This is a genomic window from Corynebacterium sp. HMSC068H04, from assembly GCF_001811255.1.
Taxonomy (GTDB): domain Bacteria; phylum Actinomycetota; class Actinomycetes; order Mycobacteriales; family Mycobacteriaceae; genus Corynebacterium; species Corynebacterium hesseae.
Map to the genome: position 1 here is coordinate 126,121 of NZ_KV804013.1, position 22,644 is coordinate 148,764.

General features: G+C 61.4%; 22 protein-coding genes. 5 read left to right on the top strand and 17 right to left on the bottom strand.

Translation table 11 applies throughout. The annotated features are described in order from the left end of the window. Position 1 precedes the first annotated feature (1 nt). The 11 genes from metK to pyrR all read right to left on the bottom strand — a co-directional run bounded on the left by metK (position 2) and on the right by pyrR (position 12,722). Positions 2-1,225, bottom strand: a complete 1,224-nt coding sequence (gene metK, locus HMPREF2792_RS08835; protein ID WP_070532969.1) for a methionine adenosyltransferase — start codon at positions 1,223-1,225, stop codon at positions 2-4. A 115-nt stretch (positions 1,226-1,340) separates the two neighbouring features. Continuing rightward, the gene (coaBC, locus tag HMPREF2792_RS08840; protein WP_070533083.1) at positions 1,341-2,561 is read right to left on the bottom strand and encodes a bifunctional phosphopantothenoylcysteine decarboxylase/phosphopantothenate--cysteine ligase CoaBC; all 1,221 of its coding nucleotides are present in this window, start codon (positions 2,559-2,561) and stop codon (positions 1,341-1,343) included. 214 nt (positions 2,562-2,775) lie between these two features. After that, positions 2,776-3,078 carry a DNA-directed RNA polymerase subunit omega gene (rpoZ, locus tag HMPREF2792_RS08845; RefSeq protein ID WP_070524322.1) on the bottom strand — a complete coding sequence of 101 codons (303 nt, stop codon included), beginning with the start codon at positions 3,076-3,078 and terminating at the stop codon, positions 2,776-2,778. 38 nt (positions 3,079-3,116) lie between these two features. Then, positions 3,117-3,686 (bottom strand): guanylate kinase, encoded by a 570-nt coding sequence (gene gmk, locus HMPREF2792_RS08850; RefSeq protein WP_070524324.1) that lies wholly within the window; start codon positions 3,684-3,686, stop codon positions 3,117-3,119. Between the two features lie 8 nt (positions 3,687-3,694). After that, positions 3,695-4,015: an integration host factor, actinobacterial type gene (gene mihF, locus HMPREF2792_RS08855; protein ID WP_010186801.1), complete on the bottom strand. Its 321-nt coding sequence runs from the start codon at positions 4,013-4,015 to the stop codon at positions 3,695-3,697. A 270-nt stretch (positions 4,016-4,285) separates the two neighbouring features. After that, positions 4,286-5,134 (bottom strand): orotidine-5'-phosphate decarboxylase, encoded by an 849-nt coding sequence (gene pyrF, locus HMPREF2792_RS08860; protein ID WP_070532971.1) that lies wholly within the window; start codon positions 5,132-5,134, stop codon positions 4,286-4,288. After that, positions 5,118-8,459 (bottom strand): carbamoyl-phosphate synthase large subunit, encoded by a 3,342-nt coding sequence (gene carB, locus HMPREF2792_RS08865; RefSeq protein WP_070532973.1) that lies wholly within the window; start codon positions 8,457-8,459, stop codon positions 5,118-5,120. The genes pyrF and carB overlap by 17 nt, the downstream gene beginning before the upstream one ends. Positions 8,460-8,489: 30 nt before the next feature. Then, complete coding sequence (gene carA / locus HMPREF2792_RS08870; protein WP_070524331.1) at positions 8,490-9,653, bottom strand: glutamine-hydrolyzing carbamoyl-phosphate synthase small subunit; 1,164 nt, start codon at positions 9,651-9,653, stop codon at positions 8,490-8,492. A gap of 103 nt (positions 9,654-9,756) precedes the next feature. After that, a complete protein-coding gene (locus HMPREF2792_RS08875; RefSeq protein ID WP_070532975.1) occupies positions 9,757-11,115 on the bottom strand; it encodes a dihydroorotase in 1,359 nt (452 codons plus the stop codon). A gap of 44 nt (positions 11,116-11,159) precedes the next feature. Next, the gene (locus HMPREF2792_RS08880; protein ID WP_070532976.1) at positions 11,160-12,131 is read right to left on the bottom strand and encodes an aspartate carbamoyltransferase catalytic subunit; all 972 of its coding nucleotides are present in this window, start codon (positions 12,129-12,131) and stop codon (positions 11,160-11,162) included. Next, entirely contained in the window at positions 12,132-12,722 is a 591-nt protein-coding gene (gene pyrR / locus HMPREF2792_RS08885; protein WP_070532978.1) for a bifunctional pyr operon transcriptional regulator/uracil phosphoribosyltransferase PyrR, read from the bottom strand. 161 nt (positions 12,723-12,883) lie between these two features. On the opposite strand from pyrR, the gene HMPREF2792_RS08890 reads away from it, so the two are divergent. The 5 genes from HMPREF2792_RS08890 to HMPREF2792_RS08910 are packed head-to-tail and all read left to right on the top strand — an operon-like array spanning position 12,884 to position 16,388. Next, a complete protein-coding gene (locus tag HMPREF2792_RS08890) occupies positions 12,884-14,281 on the top strand; it encodes a TIGR01777 family oxidoreductase (protein ID WP_070532980.1) in 1,398 nt (465 codons plus the stop codon). A gap of 35 nt (positions 14,282-14,316) precedes the next feature. Next, on the top strand, positions 14,317-14,832 hold the full coding sequence (locus HMPREF2792_RS08895) for a YbjN domain-containing protein (RefSeq protein ID WP_070532981.1): 516 nt from the start codon (positions 14,317-14,319) through the stop codon (positions 14,830-14,832). Continuing rightward, on the top strand, positions 14,825-15,346 hold the full coding sequence (locus HMPREF2792_RS08900; RefSeq protein ID WP_070532982.1) for a YbjN domain-containing protein: 522 nt from the start codon (positions 14,825-14,827) through the stop codon (positions 15,344-15,346). The genes HMPREF2792_RS08895 and HMPREF2792_RS08900 overlap by 8 nt, the downstream gene beginning before the upstream one ends. After that, positions 15,343-15,861: a hypothetical protein gene (locus tag HMPREF2792_RS08905; protein WP_070532984.1), complete on the top strand. Its 519-nt coding sequence runs from the start codon at positions 15,343-15,345 to the stop codon at positions 15,859-15,861. The genes HMPREF2792_RS08900 and HMPREF2792_RS08905 overlap by 4 nt, the downstream gene beginning before the upstream one ends. Continuing rightward, positions 15,858-16,388, top strand: a complete 531-nt coding sequence (locus HMPREF2792_RS08910) for a hypothetical protein (RefSeq protein ID WP_070532986.1) — start codon at positions 15,858-15,860, stop codon at positions 16,386-16,388. The genes HMPREF2792_RS08905 and HMPREF2792_RS08910 overlap by 4 nt, the downstream gene beginning before the upstream one ends. Positions 16,389-16,391: 3 nt before the next feature. Here HMPREF2792_RS08910 and HMPREF2792_RS08915 read toward each other — a convergent pair whose 3' ends face one another. Genes HMPREF2792_RS08915 through HMPREF2792_RS08940 form a run of 6 tightly spaced genes read right to left on the bottom strand, consistent with a single transcriptional unit; the run spans position 16,392 to position 22,643 of the window. Continuing rightward, positions 16,392-17,246, bottom strand: a complete 855-nt coding sequence (locus tag HMPREF2792_RS08915) for a PPK2 family polyphosphate kinase (protein ID WP_070532988.1) — start codon at positions 17,244-17,246, stop codon at positions 16,392-16,394. Positions 17,247-17,271: 25 nt separating this feature from the next. Further along, positions 17,272-18,027, bottom strand: coding sequence for a sulfite exporter TauE/SafE family protein (locus HMPREF2792_RS08920; protein WP_070532989.1), 756 nt, complete (start codon positions 18,025-18,027; stop codon positions 17,272-17,274). A 6-nt stretch (positions 18,028-18,033) separates the two neighbouring features. Continuing rightward, entirely contained in the window at positions 18,034-18,510 is a 477-nt protein-coding gene (gene coaD, locus HMPREF2792_RS08925; RefSeq protein ID WP_070524357.1) for a pantetheine-phosphate adenylyltransferase, read from the bottom strand. A gap of 2 nt (positions 18,511-18,512) precedes the next feature. Further along, positions 18,513-19,115: a 16S rRNA (guanine(966)-N(2))-methyltransferase RsmD gene (gene rsmD / locus HMPREF2792_RS08930; RefSeq protein WP_070532990.1), complete on the bottom strand. Its 603-nt coding sequence runs from the start codon at positions 19,113-19,115 to the stop codon at positions 18,513-18,515. Between the two features lie 42 nt (positions 19,116-19,157). Continuing rightward, positions 19,158-21,254, bottom strand: coding sequence for an ATP-dependent DNA helicase RecG (locus HMPREF2792_RS08935; protein ID WP_070532991.1), 2,097 nt, complete (start codon positions 21,252-21,254; stop codon positions 19,158-19,160). 3 nt (positions 21,255-21,257) lie between these two features. After that, entirely contained in the window at positions 21,258-22,643 is a 1,386-nt protein-coding gene (locus HMPREF2792_RS08940; RefSeq protein ID WP_070532992.1) for a DAK2 domain-containing protein, read from the bottom strand. Position 22,644 lies beyond the last annotated feature (1 nt).

Genomic DNA, 22,644 nt, shown 5'->3' on the forward strand with positions numbered 1-22,644 from the left:
TCTACAGGCCGGCGGCGCGGCGCAAGTCGACGGCCCGCGAGGTGTCCTCCCATGGAAGGTCAACATCGGTGCGGCCAAAGTGACCGTAGGCCGCGGTTTGACGGTAGATCGGGCGCTGCAGGTTGAGCTCTCGGATAATGGCGGCGGGGCGCAGATCAAAAACCTTGTCCACCGCAGCCTGAATGTCGGCATCGCTCAAACCGGGTTGAGCAGTGCCGAAGGTTTCGACATAGAGACCAACGGGCTTTGCGCGGCCAATAGCGTATGCAACCTGCACTTCGGCGCGATCGGCCAGACCGGCGGCCACGATGTTCTTAGCTACCCAACGCATAGCGTAGGCGGCTGAGCGGTCCACCTTGCTCGGGTCTTTGCCGGAGAAGGCACCACCACCGTGGCGAGCCATGCCGCCGTAGGTATCGACGATGATCTTGCGCCCAGTCAGGCCTGCATCACCCATTGGCCCGCCAAGAATGAAGGAACCAGAGGGGTTGATGAGGAGCTCGGTGTCTTCGGTGTAGTACTTGCTCAGGTTCGCATCGTTGACGACCCACTCGACGACATGGGTGCGAAGCTGCTCCGCGAGCCAGTCCTGGGTCACCTCCGGATCATGCTGGGTGGAGATGACAATCGTCTCTAAGCGAGTCGGCACATCGTCCTCGTCATATGCAAAGGTGACCTGGGTCTTGCCATCTGGGCGCAGGGAAGGAACGATGCCTTCCTTGCGGACCTGGGTGAGGCGCCGCGAAAGGTGGTGTGCCGTAGAGATCGGCAGCGGCATGAATTCTGGAGTCTCATTCGTTGCGTAGCCGAACATGAGGCCCTGGTCGCCAGCGCCATATTGATCGTCATCCTCAAACTGGCCCGAGCGAACCTCGGTTGAGGCGTCCACTCCGGCACCAATCTCTTGGGATTGCTCACCAATGGCTACGTTGACTCCACAAGTGTGGCCGTCAAATCCCACGTCGGAGGAGGTAAACCCGATCTCCACGAGGGTCTTGCGTACAATCTGCGGGATCTCCACATACCCGGAGGTACGCACCTCACCCACAACGTGAACTTGACCCGTGGTGACAAGAGTCTCCACGGCGACGTGTGCGTTTGGGTCTTCCTTAAGGAGGGCGTCAAGAATGGCGTCCGAGATAGCGTCACAAATCTTATCCGGGTGACCTTCTGTCACGGATTCGCTGGTAAAAAGACGTACCGCCTGAACAGCTGTTTCAGTCACAAATCTTCCTTAAACTAGTTCTGCGCGCCGTGGGCAAGGCAGCGCCTATCCCACGTCCCGGCTAATAACACCGCCCCATCGTAGACCAAGCGGTCTACAGCTGCAAGAACGAGCGCTACCTTTCCAGAATTTCATTCACCACGTTAAGTATTTGGGCGGCTACAACCTGTTTCGACCCCGGTTCAACCTCCACCGGATCAGCACCCTTCCGAAGGATCCACCCTGCACTCGTTGGCTGTCCGAAGACCTTGCCCTCCCCAACCTCGTTGGCCATGAGTACATCGCACCCCTTCTTCAAGAATTTTTGCTGGGCGTACTCGAGCACGGTCGTGTGTGCATCCCCGGTCTCCGCTGCAAAACCGACGATGATGGCATCGCGCTTCAAGTCCCCATTCTCGCGGCGTTCGACCAACCCCTTGAGGATATCCGGGTTTTCCACCAGCTCGAGATGAGCTAAGTCCTCGTCAGCGGCCCCCTTCTTCATCTTGGAGTCCGCGACGGAAGCCGGCCGATAGTCTGAAACAGCTGCAGCCATGATGACGATATCCGCATCCACTGCTTCAGCGTTGATTGCCTTGTGCATATCGCGCGTAGAAGTCACCCGCACAACGGAGGCGCCTGATGGAATCGGAAGCGCGTCAGTATTCCCGGCAACGATAGTTACATCTGCACCGCGCTGCGCGGCTACTTCTCCCAAGGCAAAGCCCTGTCGACCAGAGGAACGATTGCCCAGATACCGCACCGGATCTAAGTTCTCCTGCGTTCCCCCGGCAGAAATCACGACCTTTAGCCCGTGCCAATCATGATCTACGCGGTGGCCAGCCATAATCGTGCGGGCAAACTCCGCTATCTGCCCCGGTTCCGGCAAGCGGCCTGCGCCGGAATCAACGCCGGTGAGCCGCCCATGGGCCGGTCCCATCACGATAACGCCGCGACGACGCAATGTCGCCACGTTGTCTTGCGTCGCGGGATTGAGCCACATCTCCGTGTGCATAGCTGGGGCAATGATGACAGGACACGTAGCAACCAGCACAGAGGCGCTCAGCAGATCATCGGCGCGGCCACAAGCCAGCCGAGCGATCAAGTCAGCGGTAGCTGGGGCGATGACGACGGCATCGGCCTGCTGCCCCAGCGCGACATGCTGCACCTCATCAACAGCATCGAAAACGGTAGTCGAGACCGGATGCCCTGACAGGGCCTCGAAGGTGGCTGCACCGACGAAATTTAACGCGGCTTCTGTAGGAATCACGCGGACATCATCGCCGTGCTCCGTGAAGTCCCGAATCAGATGACACGCTTTATAGGCGGCGATTCCGCCAGCCACACCGACAAGGATGCGACGCGGCTGCGTGGTTCCGCCTGCACCCGGTGAAGCCGCCTCTGCGGGAGCCGAGGCAGTGCTGCTCTCTGGACTATCTGGGGTTTGCTGTACATCCTTCACTCGGACGATAGTACCCAAGACACAACAAACCCACCCAAGCGCCTCAAGCGACACTAGGGTGGGTCTATTTCGGAATACGCGCTAGGCTGCTGCCTTCACGGGGCGAAGGCTAGTTGCCTTCCTCGTGGTCCAGCAGGCCGGCGTCGATCTCGCGCAGTGCGATGGACAGCGGCTTCTCGCCCGGCTCCGGGGTCACCAGCGGTCCGACGAACTCGAAGACGCCTTCGTCCTGTTCCTTGTAGTAGCTGTTGATCTGACGTGCGCGCTTAGCGGCGAAGATCACCAGGGCGTACTTAGACGAGACCTTGCCCAGCAGCTCATCGATAGGCGGGTCAGTGATACCCGTCGGCGGATCGAATACTGGCTCCGGCTTTGCGGCCTCAGAATTGGCAGGTGTGGTCACGTTGGTCACATGCACCTTTACTGTTGGTAGATGGTCAAAATCGTGGTCTATCCACGCAGGATAGCACTAATTGCAGCAACGGCCTCATCGAGATTGTCATTGACAACGATGTGGTCGAACTCTTTTTGCGCGGCAAGTTCCGTTTCTGCGGTGTGCAAACGGCGGTCAATCACATCCTGTGGCTCGGTACCGCGCCCAGTCAGGCGCTCCACCAAAACCTCCCAGGACGGTGGGGCCAGAAACACGGTTTCCGCCTCCGGCATCGCCGCCTTCACGTTGCGGGCGCCTGCAAGATCAACCTCCACCAACACTGGGCGACCAGCCAACATCGCTTCCCTAACGGGTTGAGCCGGCGTACCAGAACGCTGCAAACCACCGTGGATCTCTGCCCATTCGAGCATGTCTCCGGCGTCAATGTGTTCCTGGAAAGCCTCCGGGGAGACAAAGAAGTAGTCCACCCCATCAGACTCGCCGGGGCGGGGTTGGCGCGTCGTCATCGAGACGCTGAAGTAAAGGTTGTCTACATCATCGCGCAGGCGCGAAACCACAGTGGACTTACCCACAGCGGACGGCCCGGCCAGAACGACCAGGCGCCCGCGTGCAGTTTCGTCAGCCATTGCGCTAATTACTCGCCGTAGCCGAAACGCTCGAGCAGGGCGCGGCGCTGACGGTCACCCAGGCCACGCAGGCGGCGGGTCTGAGCAATCTCCAGGTCCTCCATGATTTCCTTAGCCTTGACCTTGCCAACCTTCGGCAGAGCCTCGAGAAGCGCGGAGACCTTGGTCTTACCGATGATCTCATCGGTCTCGGCCTTCTCCAGAACTTCCTGCAGGTTGGTCTCGCCGCGCTTCAGCGCAGCCTTGAGCTCAGCGCGAGCCTTGCGAGCCTCAGCGGCCTTTGCGAGAGCTTCTTTGCGCTGCTCATCTGTCAACTTGGGAAGGGCCACGGGTTTCCTCCGATTTCATTAGTACGAACATTGTCATCTGATGGCTAACACCAGAATCTCGGCTCACGGTGGGGAGATTTCCCCAGCGCGGGGTAGCTTTTGCTACCGCCGCGAACCGACTTCTGGCAATCCTAGCACTGGTCTGTACGCGATGACGTAACCCGGCCCCTTTCTATTAAAGGTTCCTGCACGTCAACGCACATGCCTTAAACAAAATACCAGGTAAACGGCGCGCCTGTTAATCCAGCGCGCCGTTTGAGACCGAGCTCTTTAGTCTCGGAATTCAGCAGCCGTATCAATTACGGCTTTGCGCAGGTCAGCAACGTCTGGACCTGCCGAAAGGATGGCTCGAGAGACGTTGGCAAAGCCCAGCTCGGGTGCCGCGGAGGTGAGTTGCCTAACATCAGCTGGAGTCGCGCCCTGCGCGCCCACGCCCGGAAGAAGAACCGGACCATGTAAAAGGTCTAATACCGGCGGCGCGTCGAGTGTCGCACCGACAACCACTCCGAGCGCTCCCACAGCGTCATCCGTGGCCATTGCCGCGGCATTACGCTGTCCGAGCTCATCAACGACGCGCTGCGCAACGCTGCGGCCATCGACGCTCAGCGATTGCAACGCTACGGCCTCCGGATTGGAGGTCGCCGCAAGGACGAAGACACCAGCACCGGTCTTTTCCGCAATATCGAAGACAGGACTCAACGCTCCCACGCCGAGGTAAGGCGATACCGTCACCGCGTCCGCGCGCAACGGCGAGTCCTCCCCCAGCCAGGCCTCGGCATAACCCGCCATGGTGGAGCCGATATCGCCGCGTTTAGCATCGGCCAGACTCAGGCAGCTTTGCTCGCGCAGTGCTGCCAGAACCTCTTCGAGGACGGCGAATCCGCGCGAACCACAGCGCTCAAAGAACGCCACTTGCGGCTTGACTACAGCTGCCGTGTCGGCGAATGCCTCGACGCAACGCATACTAAAGGTGCGCAGTCCGTCGACATCGACTGACAGGCCCCACGCCTCCAGGAGGTGTGGGTGTGGGTCAATGCCTACGCACAGACGCCCTCGTTGCCTACCCGCGGCGACAAGGCGATCGCCAAAGGTAGGTGCCGTATTAGTTAGCTGGGGCATGCTTAAGCTCCTGCAGCGCGCGAACCTTAAGATCTCCCTGACGCAGTGCCTCGATGCCCTGCACCGCCGCGGTAACGCCCTGGACGGTCGTCACCAGCGGAACCCCGACAGATACTGCCGCGGCGCGAATGTCATAGCCGTCGTGGCGTGCACCGGCGGAACCGGCCGGGGTGTTGAGGATGAGGTCGACCTTGCCGGCCAGGATGGCGTCGACGATGGACTCTTGTCCCTCTTCAGCCTCGGAGACCTTGACTGCCACCTCGCACTCCACGCCATTGCGGCGCAGCATCTGCGCGGTGCCTGCCGTGGCGACGATGGTGTAGCCCATGTAGGCAAGGCGCTGAATCGGGAAGATCAGCGTGCGCTTGTCGCGGTTGGCCACGGACACGAAGACCGTGCCCTCCGTCGGCAGCTCGCCGAAGGCGGCCATCTCACCTTTGGCATAGGCTGCGCCGAAGTTGTCGGCCAAGCCCATGACCTCACCGGTGGACTTCATCTCCGGAGAGAGCAGCGTGTCAAGCAGCTGACCGTCCGGGCGGCGGAAGCGGTTGAACGGCAGCACGGCTTCCTTAACCGCAATCGGGTGCTCAATGGGCAGGGAGCCGCCGTCATAGGTGGACGGGATGATTCCCTCATCCTTGAGCTGCGCGATGGACGCGCCGAGCATGACGCGCGCTGCGGCCTTAGCCATCGGTACACCGGTGGCCTTGGACACGAACGGCACCGTGCGAGACGCGCGCGGGTTGGCCTCAATGACGTAGAGGGTGTCGTCCTTAAGCGCGTACTGGACATTCATCAGGCCCTTGACGCCGATACCGTGCGCTAGACGACGCGTCGACTCCCGCACCTTTTCAATATCCTCCGGGCCGAGGGTCATCGGCGGCAAGGCGCAAGAGGAGTCGCCGGAGTGGATACCCGCCTCCTCGATGTGCTCCATGACTCCGCCGAGGTAGACCTCCTCGCCGTCGCACAGCGCATCGACGTCGATCTCGATGGCGTTGTCGAGGAAGCGGTCCACCAACACCGGGTGATCCGAGGTGATCTCGGTGGCGCGCTCGATGTAGTCACGCAGGGAGTCTTCGTCATAGACAATCTCCATGCCGCGGCCGCCCAGCACGTAGGACGGGCGGACCAGCACTGGGTAGCCGATGCTCGCGGCGACCTCGCGGGCCTCATCGAAGGAGGTGGCGGTACCGAAGTCCGGTGCTGGAAGCTCGGCAGCGGCAAGCACCTTACCGAACTCGCCGCGGTCTTCCGCCAGGTCGATGGCGGCGGCAGAGGTTCCGACGACCGGAACGCCCGCGGCGGTCAGGCGCTCGGCCAAGCCCAACGGAGTCTGCCCGCCCAGCTGGACGATGACACCGGCAACCTCACCACAGGCGGCCTCTGCGTGGTAGACCTCCATGACATCTTCGAAGGTCAAGGGCTCGAAGTAGAGGCGGTCTGCAGTGTCGTAGTCCGTCGATACGGTCTCCGGGTTGCAGTTGACCATGACCGTCTCATAGCCCTCGCGGGAGAGCTCCAGCGCGGCATGCACGCAGGAGTAGTCAAACTCAATGCCTTGACCGATGCGGTTCGGGCCGGAGCCCAAGATGATGACCTTGCCCTTGGTCTTTTCGGAGCTGGCTCGAACCTCGGATTCCGCGTTCGGATCCATCTCGTAGGTGCTGTAGTGGTAAGGGGTTTGAGCCTCGAACTCGCCCGCACAGGTATCAACGGTCTTGTAGACCGGGCGAATACCCAGGGACCAGCGCAGGGAACGCACGCCATCCTCACCGGCGAACTCCGGACGAAGCGCGGCAATCTGGGCATCTGAGAGGCCAAAGACCTTGGCGCGGCGCAACAACTGCGCGTCGAGCACTGGGGCGTTCTCGAGCTCCTCGCGGAACTGCACGAGTGCTTCGAGCTCCGCCAAGAACCACGGGTCCAGGTGGGAGTGCTCGTGGAGCTGCTCAACGGTAGCACCCAAACGCAGCGCCAGCTCGATGTCGTACATACGGCCCTCGGTCGGGCGCTCTAGATCCTTGAGCACGGCGTCGAGGTCGGTGGCGCGCTCACCGGCGAAGTACTCATCCGGCTTGGTCCAGAAGCCAGAAGGCTTGCCTTCCAGCGAGCGCATGACCTTATTGAGGCCGGAGATGTAGTTGCGGCCAATGCCCATGGCCTCGCCCACAGACTTCATCGTGGTGGTCAGGGTGTCATCGGCGCCCGGGAACTTCTCGAAGGCAAAGCGAGGGGCCTTGACGATGACGTAGTCCAGCGTGGGCTCGAAGGCGGCCGGGGTCACGCCGGTGATGTCGTTGCGCACCTCGTCCAGGGTGTAGCCGATAGCCAGCTTGGCGGCCAGCTTGGCAATCGGGAAGCCGGTGGCCTTGGAGGCCAGCGCCGAAGAGCGGGACACACGCGGATTCATCTCGATGGTGATGATGCGGCCGTCATCCGGGTTTACAGCGAACTGGATATTGCAGCCGCCGGTGTCGACGCCGACCTCGCGGATGATGGCGATACCCTGGTCGCGCATCTTCTGGTACTCGCGGTCAGTCAAGGTCAAGGCCGGGGCCACGGTGACGGAGTCACCGGTGTGGACGCCAAGGGCGTCGACGTTCTCGATGGAGGCGATGACCACGACGTTATCGTCACCATCGCGCATGAGCTCGAGCTCGAACTCCTTCCAGCCCAGGATGGACTCCTCGATGAGGACGTTCGCTTCCGGCGAGGCGGCCAGGCCGCCGCCGGCGATACGGTCGAGGTCCTCCTCGTTGAAGGCCAGACCAGAGCCCAGACCGCCCATCGTAAACGATGGGCGTACAACGACCGGGAGGCCGAGCTCGGCGACGGTCTCGTGGACCTCTTCCATGGTGTGGCACACGCGGGAGCGCGCGGATTCGCCGCCGATGGAGGCCACGATGTCCTTGAACTTCTGGCGGTCCTCGCCGCGCTCGATGGCGTCGATATCGGCACCGATGAGCTCGATATCGTACTTCTTCAGGATGCCCAGGCGGTCCAGCTGTACGGCGGCGTTGAGGGCGGTCTGGCCACCGAGGGTTGCCAGGACGGCGTCGATAGGATTGCCCTCTTCTTTTTCCTTCTGGAAGATCTTCTCGATGAACTCGGGTTCGATGGGTTCCACGTAGGTGTGGTCTGCGAACTCCGGGTCGGTCATAATCGTTGCCGGGTTGGAATTGACCAGCGTGACGCGCAGGCCTTCCTCCTTGAGCACGCGGCAGGCCTGGGTGCCGGAGTAATCGAACTCACAGGCCTGGCCAATAACGATCGGGCCGGAGCCGATAACCAGGACGTGATTGATGTCGTTGCGCTTTGGCATTAGTTTCTTCTTCCTCTTCCTGGTTGCGTTCTACTTGTTCGGGGACTTCTCAGTCATGAGCTCGATGAACTGGTCAAAGAGCGGGTTAGCATCGTGCGGACCGGCGGCGGACTCGGGGTGGTACTGCACGGAGTAGGCCATGCCGTTCTTGAGCGCTACGCCCTCGATGGTGTTGTCGTTGAGGCAGGTGTGGGACACAACTGCCGGGCCGAAGTCAGTATCGAACTCCTCGCCCGCCGGGTTCTCCTTGCCCGAAGGGCTGGCCAGGGCGAAGCCGTGGTTCTGGGAGGTGATGTCGATCTTGCCGGTGAGCTGGTTGCGCACCGGGACGTTGATGCCGCGGTGGCCGAACTTCAGCTTGTAGGTGTCCATACCCAGCGCGCGGCCGAGGATTTGGTTGCCAAAGCAGATGCCAAAGAAGGGGTACTTGGCAGCAAGGATATCGCGCACGATGCCCACCATGGTATCGGCGGTAGCCGGGTCGCCCGGACCGTTGGAGACAAACACGCCATCCGGGTTGTACTGCTTGATCTTCTCGAAGGGGGTGTTGGCTGGAACCACGATGGTCTCGATGCCGCGCTCGGCGAAATTCTTCGGGGTTGCGGTCTTAACACCCATGTCATAGGCCACGACGGTGAAGCGCTTCTCCCCTACAGCTGGGAAGGTGTAGACCTCATCGGTCGAGACTTCTTCGGACAGGTCAAGACCTGCCATGGATGGCTGATTCTTGACCTCAGCGATGAGCTCCTCGACGTCCCGCTCAGCTGCCTCGCCGGAGAAGATACCGGCCTTGATGGAACCGTGGTTACGCAGGTGACGCACCAGGGTACGGGTATCAATTCCGCCGATGCCGATGATTCCCTGCTTCTCCATCTCCTCCGGCAGGGAACGGGCGGCGCGCCAGTTGGAAACACGGCGGGCAAGGTCACGGATAACCAGGCCGGCAACCCAAATCTGGTCGCCGTGGGACTCGCTGTCCTCATCGTTCCAGCCGGTGTTACCAATCTGGGGCGCGGAGGCCACGACGATCTGACGGTGATAAGACGGGTCAGTCATGGTCTCTTGGTAGCCAGTCATGGCGGTAGTAAAGACGGCCTCGCCCAGGGTTGTGCCCGTGGCACCGAAGCCGAAGCCACGGAAAGTGCGGCCATCGGCGAGGACCAAGATGGCGGGAGTGGTGCTAGTGGAAGTCACTGTGCGTTAAACCTTTCAGTGAATTTGTCGGTGAAGGGTTGGTTGTGTTGGCTATGAGCGTTGGGTACTCGGGTTGAGCAACTCTGACTCTCGATTATCCCGATTATTCGTCTGCCTCGTCACCACTTTCAGCAGAGCGGTCGTAGGTCACCGCGCCGCGCAGGATGGTGTAGGTAACGCGCGCGCCAAACTCCTCCCCCTCATAGGGGTTGTTCTCCGACTTCGAGGCCAGGCGAGTGGAATCTGATACCCACTCATGTTCCGGATCAACGATGGTGAGGTTGGCCGGCTCGCCGACCGCAATCGGGCGACCATGGCCGGGCAGGCGGGTAATCTCCGCCGGACGCTCCGACATGACGCGAGCAACGAAGCGCCAATCCGCCAGACCGGTGGCGACAAAGAGCTTGGCGATGACCGCCAGGGAGGTTTCAAGTCCCAACATGCCCGGCTTGGCGTGCTCGAATTCGACACACTTGTCTTCGCTGCCGTGCGGGGCGTGGTCCGTTGCCACGACGTCGATAAGCCCGTCGAGCAATGCCTGGCGCAGGACCAGGGTGTCGAATTCCTCGCGCAGCGGCGGGTTGACGCGGAAGACGCCGTCATAGGTCACCAGCTTGTCATCGGTCAGCAGCAGGTGGTGCGGGGTCACCTCAGCGGTCAGCGGAATCCCCTGCTCCTTAGCCCACTTGAGCAGCTCGACTGTGCCCTTCGTCGAAGCGTGGCAGATGTGCATGCGGTTGCCGTAGTCACGCGCGAGCAGTGCGTCGCGCGCCACGATCGATTCCTCAGCCACGCGCGGCCAGCCGCGCAGACCCAGGCGGGCGGCAACCTCGCCCTCATGGGCACTCGCGCCTTCGGTCATACGGTGATCCTCTGCGTGCTGGGCCAGCAGGACGTCGAGCCCCTTGGCGTATTCCAAGGCACGGCGCATGAGCTGCGGGTCTTGAACACACTTGCCGTCGTCGGAGAACATGCGCACCTTGGCATCCGAGCGGGCCATCATGCCGAACTCGGTCAGCGTTTTACCCTCCAAGCCCTTCGTGATGGAGCCAACCGGATGGACGTCGCACAAACCGCGTGCCTGGCCCTTGGCCCAAACGGACTCCGCGATGATCGGCTGGTCCGTGACCGGGGAGGTATTCGCCATGGTGAACACGGCAGTAAACCCGCCCTTGGCGGCGGCCCGCGAACCGGTCTCGATGGTCTCGGTGTCCTCGCGGCCTGGCTCACGCAGGTGGACGTGCATGTCCACCAGGCCCGGCAGCAGCACGTTGCCGCCCCCGTCGATGGTGCGGTCGACGCCTTCCGCTGGGGTGATATCGGCGGCACCGATCGCCTCGATGAAGCCATCCTTGATCAGGATGTTAGTGGGTTCCCCTTCCCCATAGGGGCGAACATTGGTGATGAGCAAGGTGCCCGCCGCAGGAGCAGAGAGCACGCCGGTGTCTGGATAATTAGTCATGGTTTCTGAAAAGCTCTCCTCGTTGTTTTATGAGATAACTCGTTTTAGATACCGGCGTTCTCGCCGTTGGTGAGCAGCGTAAAGAGGGTGGCCATGCGCACGTGGACACCGTTGTGGACCTGCTGGAGCACTGCGGTGTTGTCATAGTCAGCCACCGCATAGTTGATTTCCATGCCGCGGACCATGGGGCCCGGGTGCATGATGATGGCGTCCTTCTTCATGGCAGCAGCGCGGTCCTTGGACATCCCGTAAAGAGCTGCATACTCGCGGTGCGAGGGGAAGAAGCCGCCGTTCATACGCTCTGCTTGGACGCGCAGCATCATGACGACATCAGCCTTGGCCACCTCGGAGTCGAAGTCATGGGAGACGCGTACCGGCCAGGTGTCGACGCCAAAGGGCAGCAGCGTCGGCGGAGCGACAAGCGTAACCTCAGCGCCCAACGTCGACAGCAGGTCCACGTTGGAGCGCACGACGCGGGAGTGCAGGCAGTCACCGACGATGGTGACGTTCAGGCCCTCGAAGCCGGTGCCAGAGGCGGAGCGATCCGTACCAAGGTGTAGCCGCTGGCGCATCGTGACGGCGTCGAGAAGCGCCTGCGTGGGGTGCTGGTGGGCACCATCGCCGGCGTTAATCACGCTCGATCCCTGTCCTCTCGGTGCTACCCAACCGGCCAGCTGCTGCGCCGCGCCGGAGGAAGGATGGCGGATGATGATGGCATCGGCGCCGATGGAGGTCAGCGTCAGCCCAGTGTCCTTGAGGGACTCGCCCTTCTTCACCGAGGAAGTCGAGGCAGACAGGTTGATGACATCCGCCGACATCCACTTTCCCGCCGTTTCAAAGGAGGAACGAGTACGGGTGGAGTTCTCATAGAACAACGTAAACACGGTTCGCCCGCGCAGGGTCGGCAGCTTCTTGACTTCGCGGCCGTCCAAGGCTTCCCGGAAACGGTCGGCCTCATCCATGAGCCCAAGGATTTCCTCGGCGCTGTGGTCGGCGATATTGATGAGGTGCTTCATTTATGCCTCCTTGCCGGGCTGTGCAGTGAAGCGGGTAAGAACGACGGCGTCCCGGCCATCGATGTCGGCGTTGTATACGGTGACGTCCTCGTCGCGTGCGGTGGGGATGTTCTTGCCCACGTAATCAGCACGGATGGGAACCTGGCGGTGTCCGCGGTCCACGAGGACGGCAAGTTGGATGATGTCGGGGCGCCCGATATCTGCCAGGGCATCTAACGCAGCGCGGATGGTGCGGCCGGAATACAGCACATCATCAACAAGGATGACCGTGGCGCCGTTGATACCACCGGCTGGGACTGTGGTGGGCTGCAATGCCCGGTGCGGGCGGGCATATAGATCGTCGCGGTACAACGTGATGTCAAGGGAGCCCCAGGGAACCTCCACCCCGGAGAATTCCTCAATCTTTTCGGCAAGGCGCTGCGCCAAAGGCACGCCACCAGAGGGAATGCCTAAGAGCAGGACTCGAGGAGATTCACTCGAATCAAGCGCCGTTTTCTCAATGATCTGGTGCGCGATGCGTGCGACAGTACGCGCGACGTCTTTCGAGCTCAGCAGCTCGTTGGACTCCGCGTGGGTGCCGGTTTCACTCATCGTGACCTCCTTCCCCGCCTCACGGTGCGGTCTTTAAAGGATGTCGGACAATGGTTAATAGGACTTGTCTATGCTTGAAAGCCAGCACCAACCATAGCACTCTTCATCCGTGCTGTATACGCCCTCGCACCCCCGAATTTTCTCAGGCAGGTCCATAGACAGTGAGTTTTACTACCCAGCACGTTGTTCCAGCCCCGCGCGAAGAGGTATGGCAATGGCACACCCGCCCCGGGGCGCTCGCCCGCCTCACCGCGCCATTTGGATTCATGTCTCCCCTGCAGCAGGCAGAGTCACTGGCAGACGGAACATCGGTCTTGAGCTTGCCTGGCGGCCTGAAATGGGTTGCCCGGCATGATTTGAGTAGGTACCAGCCGCGGCGTTCCTTTGCGGATGTGTGCATCAACGCCCCCTTCCGTTCGCTGGCCAACTGGCGCCATGAACACCTCTTTGAGGATCACCCGGAAGGCACACTCATCACCGACAAGGTGGACACACGCATTCCCACGGGTGCGGTGGAGTCGGTCTTTGCCTACCGCCAGCAACAGCTCATCGAAGACTTTCGCTTTGCCCAACGGCTCGGTGAGCTCAACGCCGAGCCCCGCACAATAGCGATTACGGGAACGCACGGGACGGTTGGCGCTGCTGTGGCCGCCCAACTTGGCACCTTGGGCCATACCGTCGTTCCTTTAGTGCGCTCCTCCCCGGGTGCCGGCGAACGCTTGTGGCGCCCAAACATTCCCGCCAAGGATTTGTTAGAGGGAATCGATGTTCTCATCCACCTAGCCGGGGAGCCAATCTTCGGTCGTTTTAATTCCGCTCACAAGGAGGCGATCCGGGATTCGCGCGTGGGCCCCACTCACCTGTTGGCCCAGCTTGTAGCCCAGACACCGTCCGTGTCAGCGATGGTCTGCGCCTCCGCCATCGGCATCTACGGTCCGGACCGGGGCGACGAGGATCTCACCGAAGAATCGGAACGTGGAGATGGTTTCCTCGCCGACGTCGTGGGGGCGTGGGAGGAGGCCTGCGCGCCGGCGCGCGAGGCGGGAAAGCGCGTGGTGAACCTGCGCACCGGCATAGTGCAATCAGCCAACGCGGGTATCCTCCCGCTGCTGCGTGCACTGTTTTCTACTGGACTCGGCGGCACGTTCGGCAAGGGCACCATGTGGAATAGCTGGGTTGCACAGGACGATCTTTCAGACATGTTTGTCCGCGCCGCGCTCGACCCAGAGTCGCAGGGCGCGATCAACGCGGTCTCCCCGCAGCCGGTGCTCAACCGAGACTACGTCGACGCCCTCGGCGCACTGCTCCACCGCCCCACTTTTATGCCCATTCCCAGCATCGGGCCCGCCCTTCTGCTGGGTAAGGAAGGCGCACGCGAGCTCGCACTGGCTAACCAGAAGGTGGTGCCCAGCCGGCTGGAGAATCTGGGCCACGTCTTCCGCTACCCAGAGCTAAAACCAGCGCTTGCCCACGAACTCGGCGGCGAACAGCTCGTCGATGCCCCCACCTGCGCACCCGAGGAGGACGGCTCCGGTAGTGTCGGGGCCGGAAAAGATTAAGAAATATGTAGCAAGTAGCAAAGTGAGTAGAAGAATTGACGGACACCACTAATCACGACGACGCGCAGCAGCGCCAGCTGCAGCCCGACACCCCCATCGAGGAGGTCACCCTCGAGCGCATCGCGGAGATCTTTGAGTCAGAGAACTTGGAGTACCGCATCGAAGAGCAAAAGACCCAGGACGGCCAGACGGTCAACCTTTTGCGCACCGGTTTCTCCAACGCCGCCATAGCCTTCCAGCTCGTTGGCTCCTCACTCATCGTCGATTCCGTGTGGCGCGGCTCGGTCCCCGCCTCCGAGGGACCTGCGCTCCTCATGCACATCAACGCGTGGAACCAGGACCATTTCACCCCGACTTTCCGCTTCTTCGAGGCGCCCGATAACGCCTTGGCGGTGTCTGGTGCGCGTGATCTCGACGTGACACATGGCGCCTCCCGCAACCAGCTTGGCGCGTTCGTCATGTCTACCTTGGATGCCGTGTTGCAGTCCTTCGAGTGGATTGAACAGCAGTACCCGCAGCTCGTTACCTGGAAGGAGCACAACCATGACTAATCCGACAACCACCGCCGCCGAAGACCCGCACGCACTGCCGGAGGTCACCCTCGACCGCATCATCGAGGCGATGAAGACCTTCGACATCGAACTCGAGCCAGTCACCGGCCGCGACGATGCCGCCACTGCAAACCTCAACGGTCTGCCCTGCATGTTCGCCGTGTTGGAGAGCGTTGCCATCGTGCGCTGTGATGTGCCGACGGACGTCAACTACGCCAAGGCTGATGCAGGCCTTTTCCTGGCGGCCAACCAGATCAACTCCGTGGCCATGGGAGCCCGCGCGGTGATCGCGGACTTCGACGGCATGCTCCTCGTGCGCACTGAGGCCGACCTTCCGTGTGCGGCCGGTATGAATGACGAACAGTTGGCAGCCGCACTGCGCGCCTCCGTGGATGGTGTCATCAACGCGCAGAACGCTATGGTCGCCGCCGCCGAGGAAATGGCCAAGCTCGGTTCGGAATCCGCCGCGCAGGCGGGAGAAGGATCCGAGGCCGCCCAGGGTGAACAGCAGTGACCGATCTCCACGTGGTTGAGCCGGTCACCATCGACCGGCTGGCGCAGTTGTGCGAGCTTATCGACGCCGACTATGCCCTCATCGAGGCAGCACCTGAAGCCGACGAGGACGCGGCCGCCGACAACTCCCCGGCCGCGCGGCGCGTGCTGCAAACCGGTGTGCCCCATATCGCGGTGCACTGTGACCTTGACGCCGAGGGTGACGTGTTGAGCGCCTTCGCTTCCTGGGAAGGCACGCTTCCCGCACACTTGGAGCACGACGTGGCCGCCGCCGTGGCGGAGCTGAACTGGGCTAGCGTTGCACCGACGTTGAGTTATCTCGTGGAAGAGGATGCAAAGGGAAACGAGGAAATCCACCTAGGTGCTAACCGCGCCATGGCTGTGGGCGAAGGCCTCTCCTTGGCCCAGCTGGGCCACTTCTTGTTGAGTTCCCTGTCCAGCTTCGCGGAAATCTTCGATATCGTGGCGCAGCGCTTCCCGCAGGCAGTCACCTGGGATAAGAAGGAGCAAGCATGAGCCAAAACTCGACAACGAACCAGAATGCATCCGTAGGTTCTGATCCTTTCGATATCCTGTCCGGCTCGCCGCTGCCCACCGTGAGCCGGGATCGCGTGCTCACCGCGCTGAACAGCACCGAACTGGACATGGCGGCCACCGCGCACCCGGAGGATGCGACTACCGCAGTTGCCCGCCTCAACGATCTTGATTGGGTCATCACTGCGGAAGAGGGCCTTGTGCGCATCGAGTGCGTGCTCTCCACGCAGCTCAACGCCGACATGCTCCCCATCTTCCACGTCCTGTGCAATGAGTTCAATGCAGGCGCATTCGATGGGCGCGCGCTCGTCGGGCTGGTCGAGGATGAGGTGGAGCTGCGCGGTGACTCTTGCTTCGTCACCACGGCGGGCCTGAACGAGGACCAGCTCTTCCACGCGCTTAACGTGGGCGTGATTAATGCCCAAGAAGCGCTGCTCTCTGTTCTCGATACCTTCAACGCCGCGGCCCGTGAACTTGCCCGCGACGTCGATGACGCAGAAAGCGACTAGCTCTTAGTCGGCGTCCTTAATGCGCTGGCGCTCTACTTCCGGATCAAAGTCGGGCGCTGGCCATTCCAGGTCCAGGTGGCGTAGGAGATCCACGATGAGGAACTTCAGCGCCATCCGGGCATACTTCTTATTATCGGTGGGGATGACGTACCAGGGTGCGTAGTTTTCATCTGTGCGCCGAATGGCATCCTGATAGGCCGCCATGTACTCATCCCAATAGGCGCGCTCTTCCACATCGGAAGGGTCATATTTCCAGAACTTGTCCTCCCGTTCCGTGCGCTCCAGTAGGTTCTTCTTCTGCGCGTCCTTGGACAGGTGCAAGAAAACCTTGATGACCTTGACGCCCTTCGCCGTCAGATCCAGCTCATAGTCGCGGATGGCGTCGATGCGTCGGTCCACTTCTTCTTCATCGACCCACTCGTGTACGCGTTGGATGAGGACATCCTCGTAGTGTGAGCGGTCAAAGGCCACGATTTGTCCCGGCTGTGGGTCGTGTTTACGGATGCGCCACAAGAAGTCGTGTTCTAGTTCCTCCTCGGTGGGCTTGCCAAAGCTCACGGTCGTGGTTCCCTGAGGGTCAAAGGTGCTCAACACGTGGCGGATAGCCCCGCCCTTGCCTGAGGTATCCATGCCCTGCAAGACAATGAGTACCGCCGGGGCGTCCTCACCATAGCTGCGGCCATTGGCAAAAAGCCGTTCTTGGAGTTCATACAGCTCATCATCGTACTTGGAGAAGCGAGCGGCGAGCTCCTCCTTATCGCCGTCAAAACCGGGCGTTGCCGAAGCATCGACCGAATCAATCTGAAAATTCTTGCCAGCGCGCAGGGACAGTGCGTCCTCAATCTTGAATTTCGCCATGGGTCCCACCCTACCCAGGCGCTGTCTAAGCACCCAGAGTGAACAAGCCTCGCAGTAGTGCGATCAACGCACCCAAGCCGGCGAGCGAAAGCGAGAGCTTGTGCGCCTTATCGCGCGAGACCCGTCCGGCAATCTTCTTTCCTGAAAAGATGCCAACGCACATGCCAATTACCCCACAGGGCCACACCAGCCAGTGCAGTCCCTCGAAGCCGCCAGAACCCAAGAAGGATTTCGTTAGCACCGAGGACAATCCGCCGATAAAGAAACAGGGCTGCAAGGTTGGCGCGAGGACTTCCTTCGGCCACCGTGCTGCCTGCGCATACACCGTGATGACAGGGCCGGCCACGCCCGCGAGCGTGTTGGTGAACCCGCCCAAAATGCCCGCGGAAATGGCCGGGCCCGTACCGCGCATCTCCGGGACGAACTTTCGCCCGAAGACCACCACACCCAACGCGATCAACAAGGCCGCGCCAACGAGTACCAACAATGCTGCGGTATCAATACGCGCGATGAGCAGGGCTGCCGGGATTGAGCCGAGGATCATGAAGGGGCCGATGCGCAGCCACTTTCCCCAATCCACGTTCTCACGCATCGAATAGGTCGTGAGAACAGCGTTAAGGCAGGCCAAAACATTGATGACCATGATGCCTTCCACCGGGCCGAGGAAGAGGGTCAGGATTGGTCCACCAATGAGGCCAAGGCCCATGCCGGACACTCGTTGCAGGCAGGAGCCAGCTAGAACTGTGAAGAGAACAACGAGCGGTATTGCCAGTACAGACATGTCCCCTTAGCCTCGGTAGCGTTCCATGACAGCAGCAGCCACATGCTCCGGGAACATACCCTTGACGTCGCCTCCGTAGTGTGCCACCTGCTTGCACAGCGAGGAGGAAATGTAGCCATACTTCTCATCTGTTAGCAAGAAGACCGTATCGATTCCGGAAAGGCGCCGGTTCATCTGCGCCATGGGCAGCTCGTATTCATAGTCCAAGGAGGAGCGAAGGCCCTTCACAATCGTGTCTATGCCATGCGCGCTGGTGTAGTCCACGAGCAGACCGCCCCACCAGTCCACCTCGATTTCCGGGGCGACGGTACGGCGAATCAAATCCACGCGCTCCTCCACGCTGAACAACCCGGAAGGCTTGTCTGGGTTGCCCGTCACCAGCACCGTGACCTTGTCAAAGAGCTCGCTCGCACGGTTAAACACGTCAACGTGCCCTAGCGTGATGGGATCGAAAGAGCCGGGGCATACGGCGTGGGTCGGCATGGCTAGTCCTCCTGGTTGTCGGTGTGATTGGTGTCCGAGGTCTCCGCGTCGCGGTGATAAATCGCCATATCAAAACGCGCGATACCGAAGGTCCGCTTCTTGAGCTTCTGACCGGTGGGCTCGAAACCTTCCGGCCATTGTGTCTGGGGCGAATTTACATGGCGCTCGATGACAACAATCGCGGCATCATCCAGCACCGGCTCGATCGCAGCGAGAAGCCCGTCGACGTCATCGAAGCTATACGGCGGATCCGCGAGCACCATGTCGAAATAGCCGCGCGGTGCGGTGGCCAGGTAGGAGGAGGCATTCATTTCTCGTACCTCTACGCGCGGGTGCTTGACCACCCCAATGTTATGGCGGATGACCTTTACGGCCGCGGCGTTGTTCTCGACGAGGACGACTTCTTCGGCACCGCGGCTGGCCGCCTCCAGACCCAGCGCACCTGAGCCCGCAAACAGATCCAGCACGCGGGAATCAATGAAACCCCAACGCACGTTCAGAGATGAGAAAAGGCCCTCACGGGCACGGTCGGACGTGGGCCTAGTCCCGGCTTCGGGCACCTTAATGGTGCGCCCGCGGGCCTCCCCGGCGATGATTCTGGTCATGGCTTCTACCCTATCTCCCCTGTCCCTGCCGCGGAGACTCCCCTAGTTCTTCTCTAAAAAGCCCTGCTCATCGGCGCTCAGGTTGTGCGTCAACTGCTCCGCCAGGTCAGGATTGCGCTCAACCAATGCGGCGGCATCGGCATGCGTGCGCTCGATGATGTCCCTGTCATAAACAAGGTCGAGCAATTTGAGCGTGCGCTTCGTGCCGGATTGGAGTGTTCCCAAGATGTCGCCTTCGTGGCGTTGCGTGAGATCCAATTCGGCAAGGTCAAAGCCGGACGGCGTATCCGCAATGGCTTTGATACGTCGAAAGGACTTGCTGTCAGGCTCAGCCAGCGTATGCAGCAAACACACGGATTCGTTTCCGCCGCGGCCCACGCGCCCGCGCAGCTGATGCAACTGCGAGACTCCAAAATTCTCTGATTCACGGATGAGCATGACGGTGGCATTGGGCACATCGACGCCGACCTCAATGACCGTGGTGGCCACGAGGACGTCAATCTCCCCGCGGGCGAATCGCTCCATCACCTCATCCTTATCAGGCATCTTGCCGTGGAGCATCTCCACTCGAAGCCCGCGAAAAGGCAGGTTGCGCAATTGCACAGACATGGTTTCCACCCCGCCCTCGCCTTCAATTCGCGGGCAGACGATATAGGCCTGGTGGCCTTTGCTCACCTCTTCGCGAATGCGCTCGATGGCGCGTCGCACCCATTCCGGTTTCCATTCAGGCACCACCGCCGAGAGGATGGGTTTGCGCCCACCGGGCAGCTCCTTGAGCGTCGAGACTGCCAGGTCACCGAAGACGGTCATGGCAATGGTGCGCGGAATGGGGGTTGCTGTCATCACCAACACGTGCGGGCTGATGCCCTCACGCGTCTTGGTGCGCAGACTATCGCGCTGCTCCACGCCGAAGCGGTGTTGCTCATCCACGATGACCAGGCCAAGATCGAAAAACTCCACGCTGTCCTGGATGATGGCGTGGGTGCCGATGACGATATCGGCCTCACCAGAAACAATCTCCAGCAGAGCCTTGCGCTTCTCCGCCGTCTTCATCGACCCTGTCAAGACCGTAACGGTGACACCATCCGGAACGCTGGCGCTTATCGACGCCCCATGCTGCGCCGCCAGCACCTCCGTCGGCGCCAGGAGCGCGGCCTGTTTGCCGGCGTCTACCGCTTGCAGCATGGCGCACGTGGCAACGAGCGTTTTTCCCGAACCCACCTCGCCTTGCAGCAGTCGCATCATGGGCGCGGTGCCGCAGAGATCAGCATCGATTTCGGCGATGACGCGGCGTTGGCCGTCGGTTAGCGCAAAGGGCAGCTCAGAAAGCAGCTCATCGCGGTAGCCCTCCAGAATGGCCGGCATTGGGGTTGCCGTGCGCGCCTTGACGTCACGCTGACGGAGGGCCATGACCAACCCGATCGACAAGGCCTCGTTGTATTTCAGGCGCTGGATGGCGCGTTCCGGCCCGCTATCTCCCGGCTCGTGGATTTCGCGCACTGCCTGATCGAGCGTCACCATCATCCGATAGTCCAGCGGCTCCGGAATAGGCGGGGTGTGTTCGAGCACCTTGTGGATGGCACCCATGATGTACCACGACGTCACCTTCCCGCTGGCCGGGTAGACGGGGATCCATTCACGTTGCAAGAAGGTGTCTAGTGAACCGAACTGGGAGAGCTTCTTGAGTGAGCCTGTCCCCTGCCCGGTTGCGCTATCCAGTAGGGACTCCTGATAGCGGCCGGGATCAAGGATGAGAAAGTCGGGGTGCTGCAGGCTGGGATATCCGCGAAAGTACTTCAGCTTGCCGGAGAGCATGACGCGCATACCTCGGCCCAGCACGCGCTGGACGTAGTGCGCGTTAAAGAAGGAGGCTTGGACTCCGTTATCCATGTAGAGGATAAACACCATGGCTTTAGAGGTGTGCTTGACGCGGGCCTCCTCGATGACGCCGGTGATGGTGACGTGATCTCCGTCCTCGGCACCGCCGAGGCCCACGTCCTTGTTGTGGCGGATATAGTCACGCGGATAATGGCTAAGCAGCTCCCCGCACGTGGTGTAGCCGAAGGCACGCTTGAACGCCGCGGCATCCTTCTTTGCCAGTACTTCCGTCAGCGCCCGATCGTCTTGCCATCCCAGCATGGTCTACTCCACCCCGATCTCCGTGCGCAATCCGGGAACTCGAAGCACAACGACGTCGACGCCAAGCATTTGCGTCAACTCTTCGGCATTGATGTCACAGCCGGACAACACAGTGATTTGTTCGCCCCCATAGGCCAACTGGGTGCGGCATGCCGCGATGATGCCGTCGAGGCTTTCTGTTTCCGGATGAGCCACCCGCATGGAACGCGCGGCATCGGACATAGCGGCCACTACTTCGGCCGAACGAGAGGGGTTGGGCGAATACACCGATAGCGCGGCGAGCCCGGCCACGATGGAGCCAGTTGGTATGACTGTCGCCCTGCCTGGATCCCCTCCGCACCCGTTGGGCAGGAAAAGATCGCCTACCACAGCGTTCTCCAGATCCTCGCCGGGCCCAATTGCTCGCGCCCCAGCCTTCTCAAATAGCTCCCGCGCGGCCCCTTCGGGCACCGCGGCAAAAATACGCCGCTGCGGGCTCTCGCCCTCGCTGTGCTCCGTGGCGCACGCCCCCGCCTCTGCGGGCGGCAGCGCCTCGAGCCGCAGGTTGCTGACCTTTCCCAGGCCGTAGGCCTTTTCGATCACCGTGCCGGCCTCCGGACTATGGATGTGAACGCTGCCAGAGGTGTCCGTCGCCCGCGCGATGACGAGGCTATTGCCCAGCGAGGCCAATGTTTGTTCAACCTCAGCGAGGTTTCCCTCGAAGAAGAAGACGACTTCGATCTCTGCAAGCTCCTCAGGTTTCTCTGGCACCGAAACGCTCAACGGCTGGTTGGCGGGTTCTTCACCGGTGACCTGTGCAAGGAGGCACTCCAGCAGAATCACGAAGCCGGTACCGCCGGCATCCACGACACCTGCCTCGCGCAGCGCGGGCAGTTGCGACGGAGTCTGCGCCAGGGCCTGCCGTGCGGCGTCTAACGCTGCAACCAGGATGCCGTGTAGCTGGGCACCGGGCTGCCCGGCGGCCTCACTGGCAGCGGCCGCTGCAGCGCGCAAAACGGTGATGATGGTGCCTTCTACTGGGGCGGCAAGCGCGCGATCGACCAACGTGACAGCCAGCGTCAAAGCATCAGCGAGGACCGCACCATCCACGCGCGAGTCCGTTGTGGCATCGGCAACGCCACGCAGCACCTGCGAGAGCACCATCCCCGAGTTGCCGCGGGCACCGCGCACCGAACCGATGGCCAATGCTTCAGCGACGTCCGCCTCACCCTTATCGGCCTCCGCCAAGGCGGACTCCATGGTGTGCGCCATGTTGGATCCCGTGTCCGAATCGGGCACCGGGAAAACGTTGAGGGCATTGATTTCAGCGCGGCGGCGCTGCAGCTCCTCCACGGTTCGTGCGGCCCACTCATGCAGACCACGAGCGTCCAACTCGGCGGGATATGACATG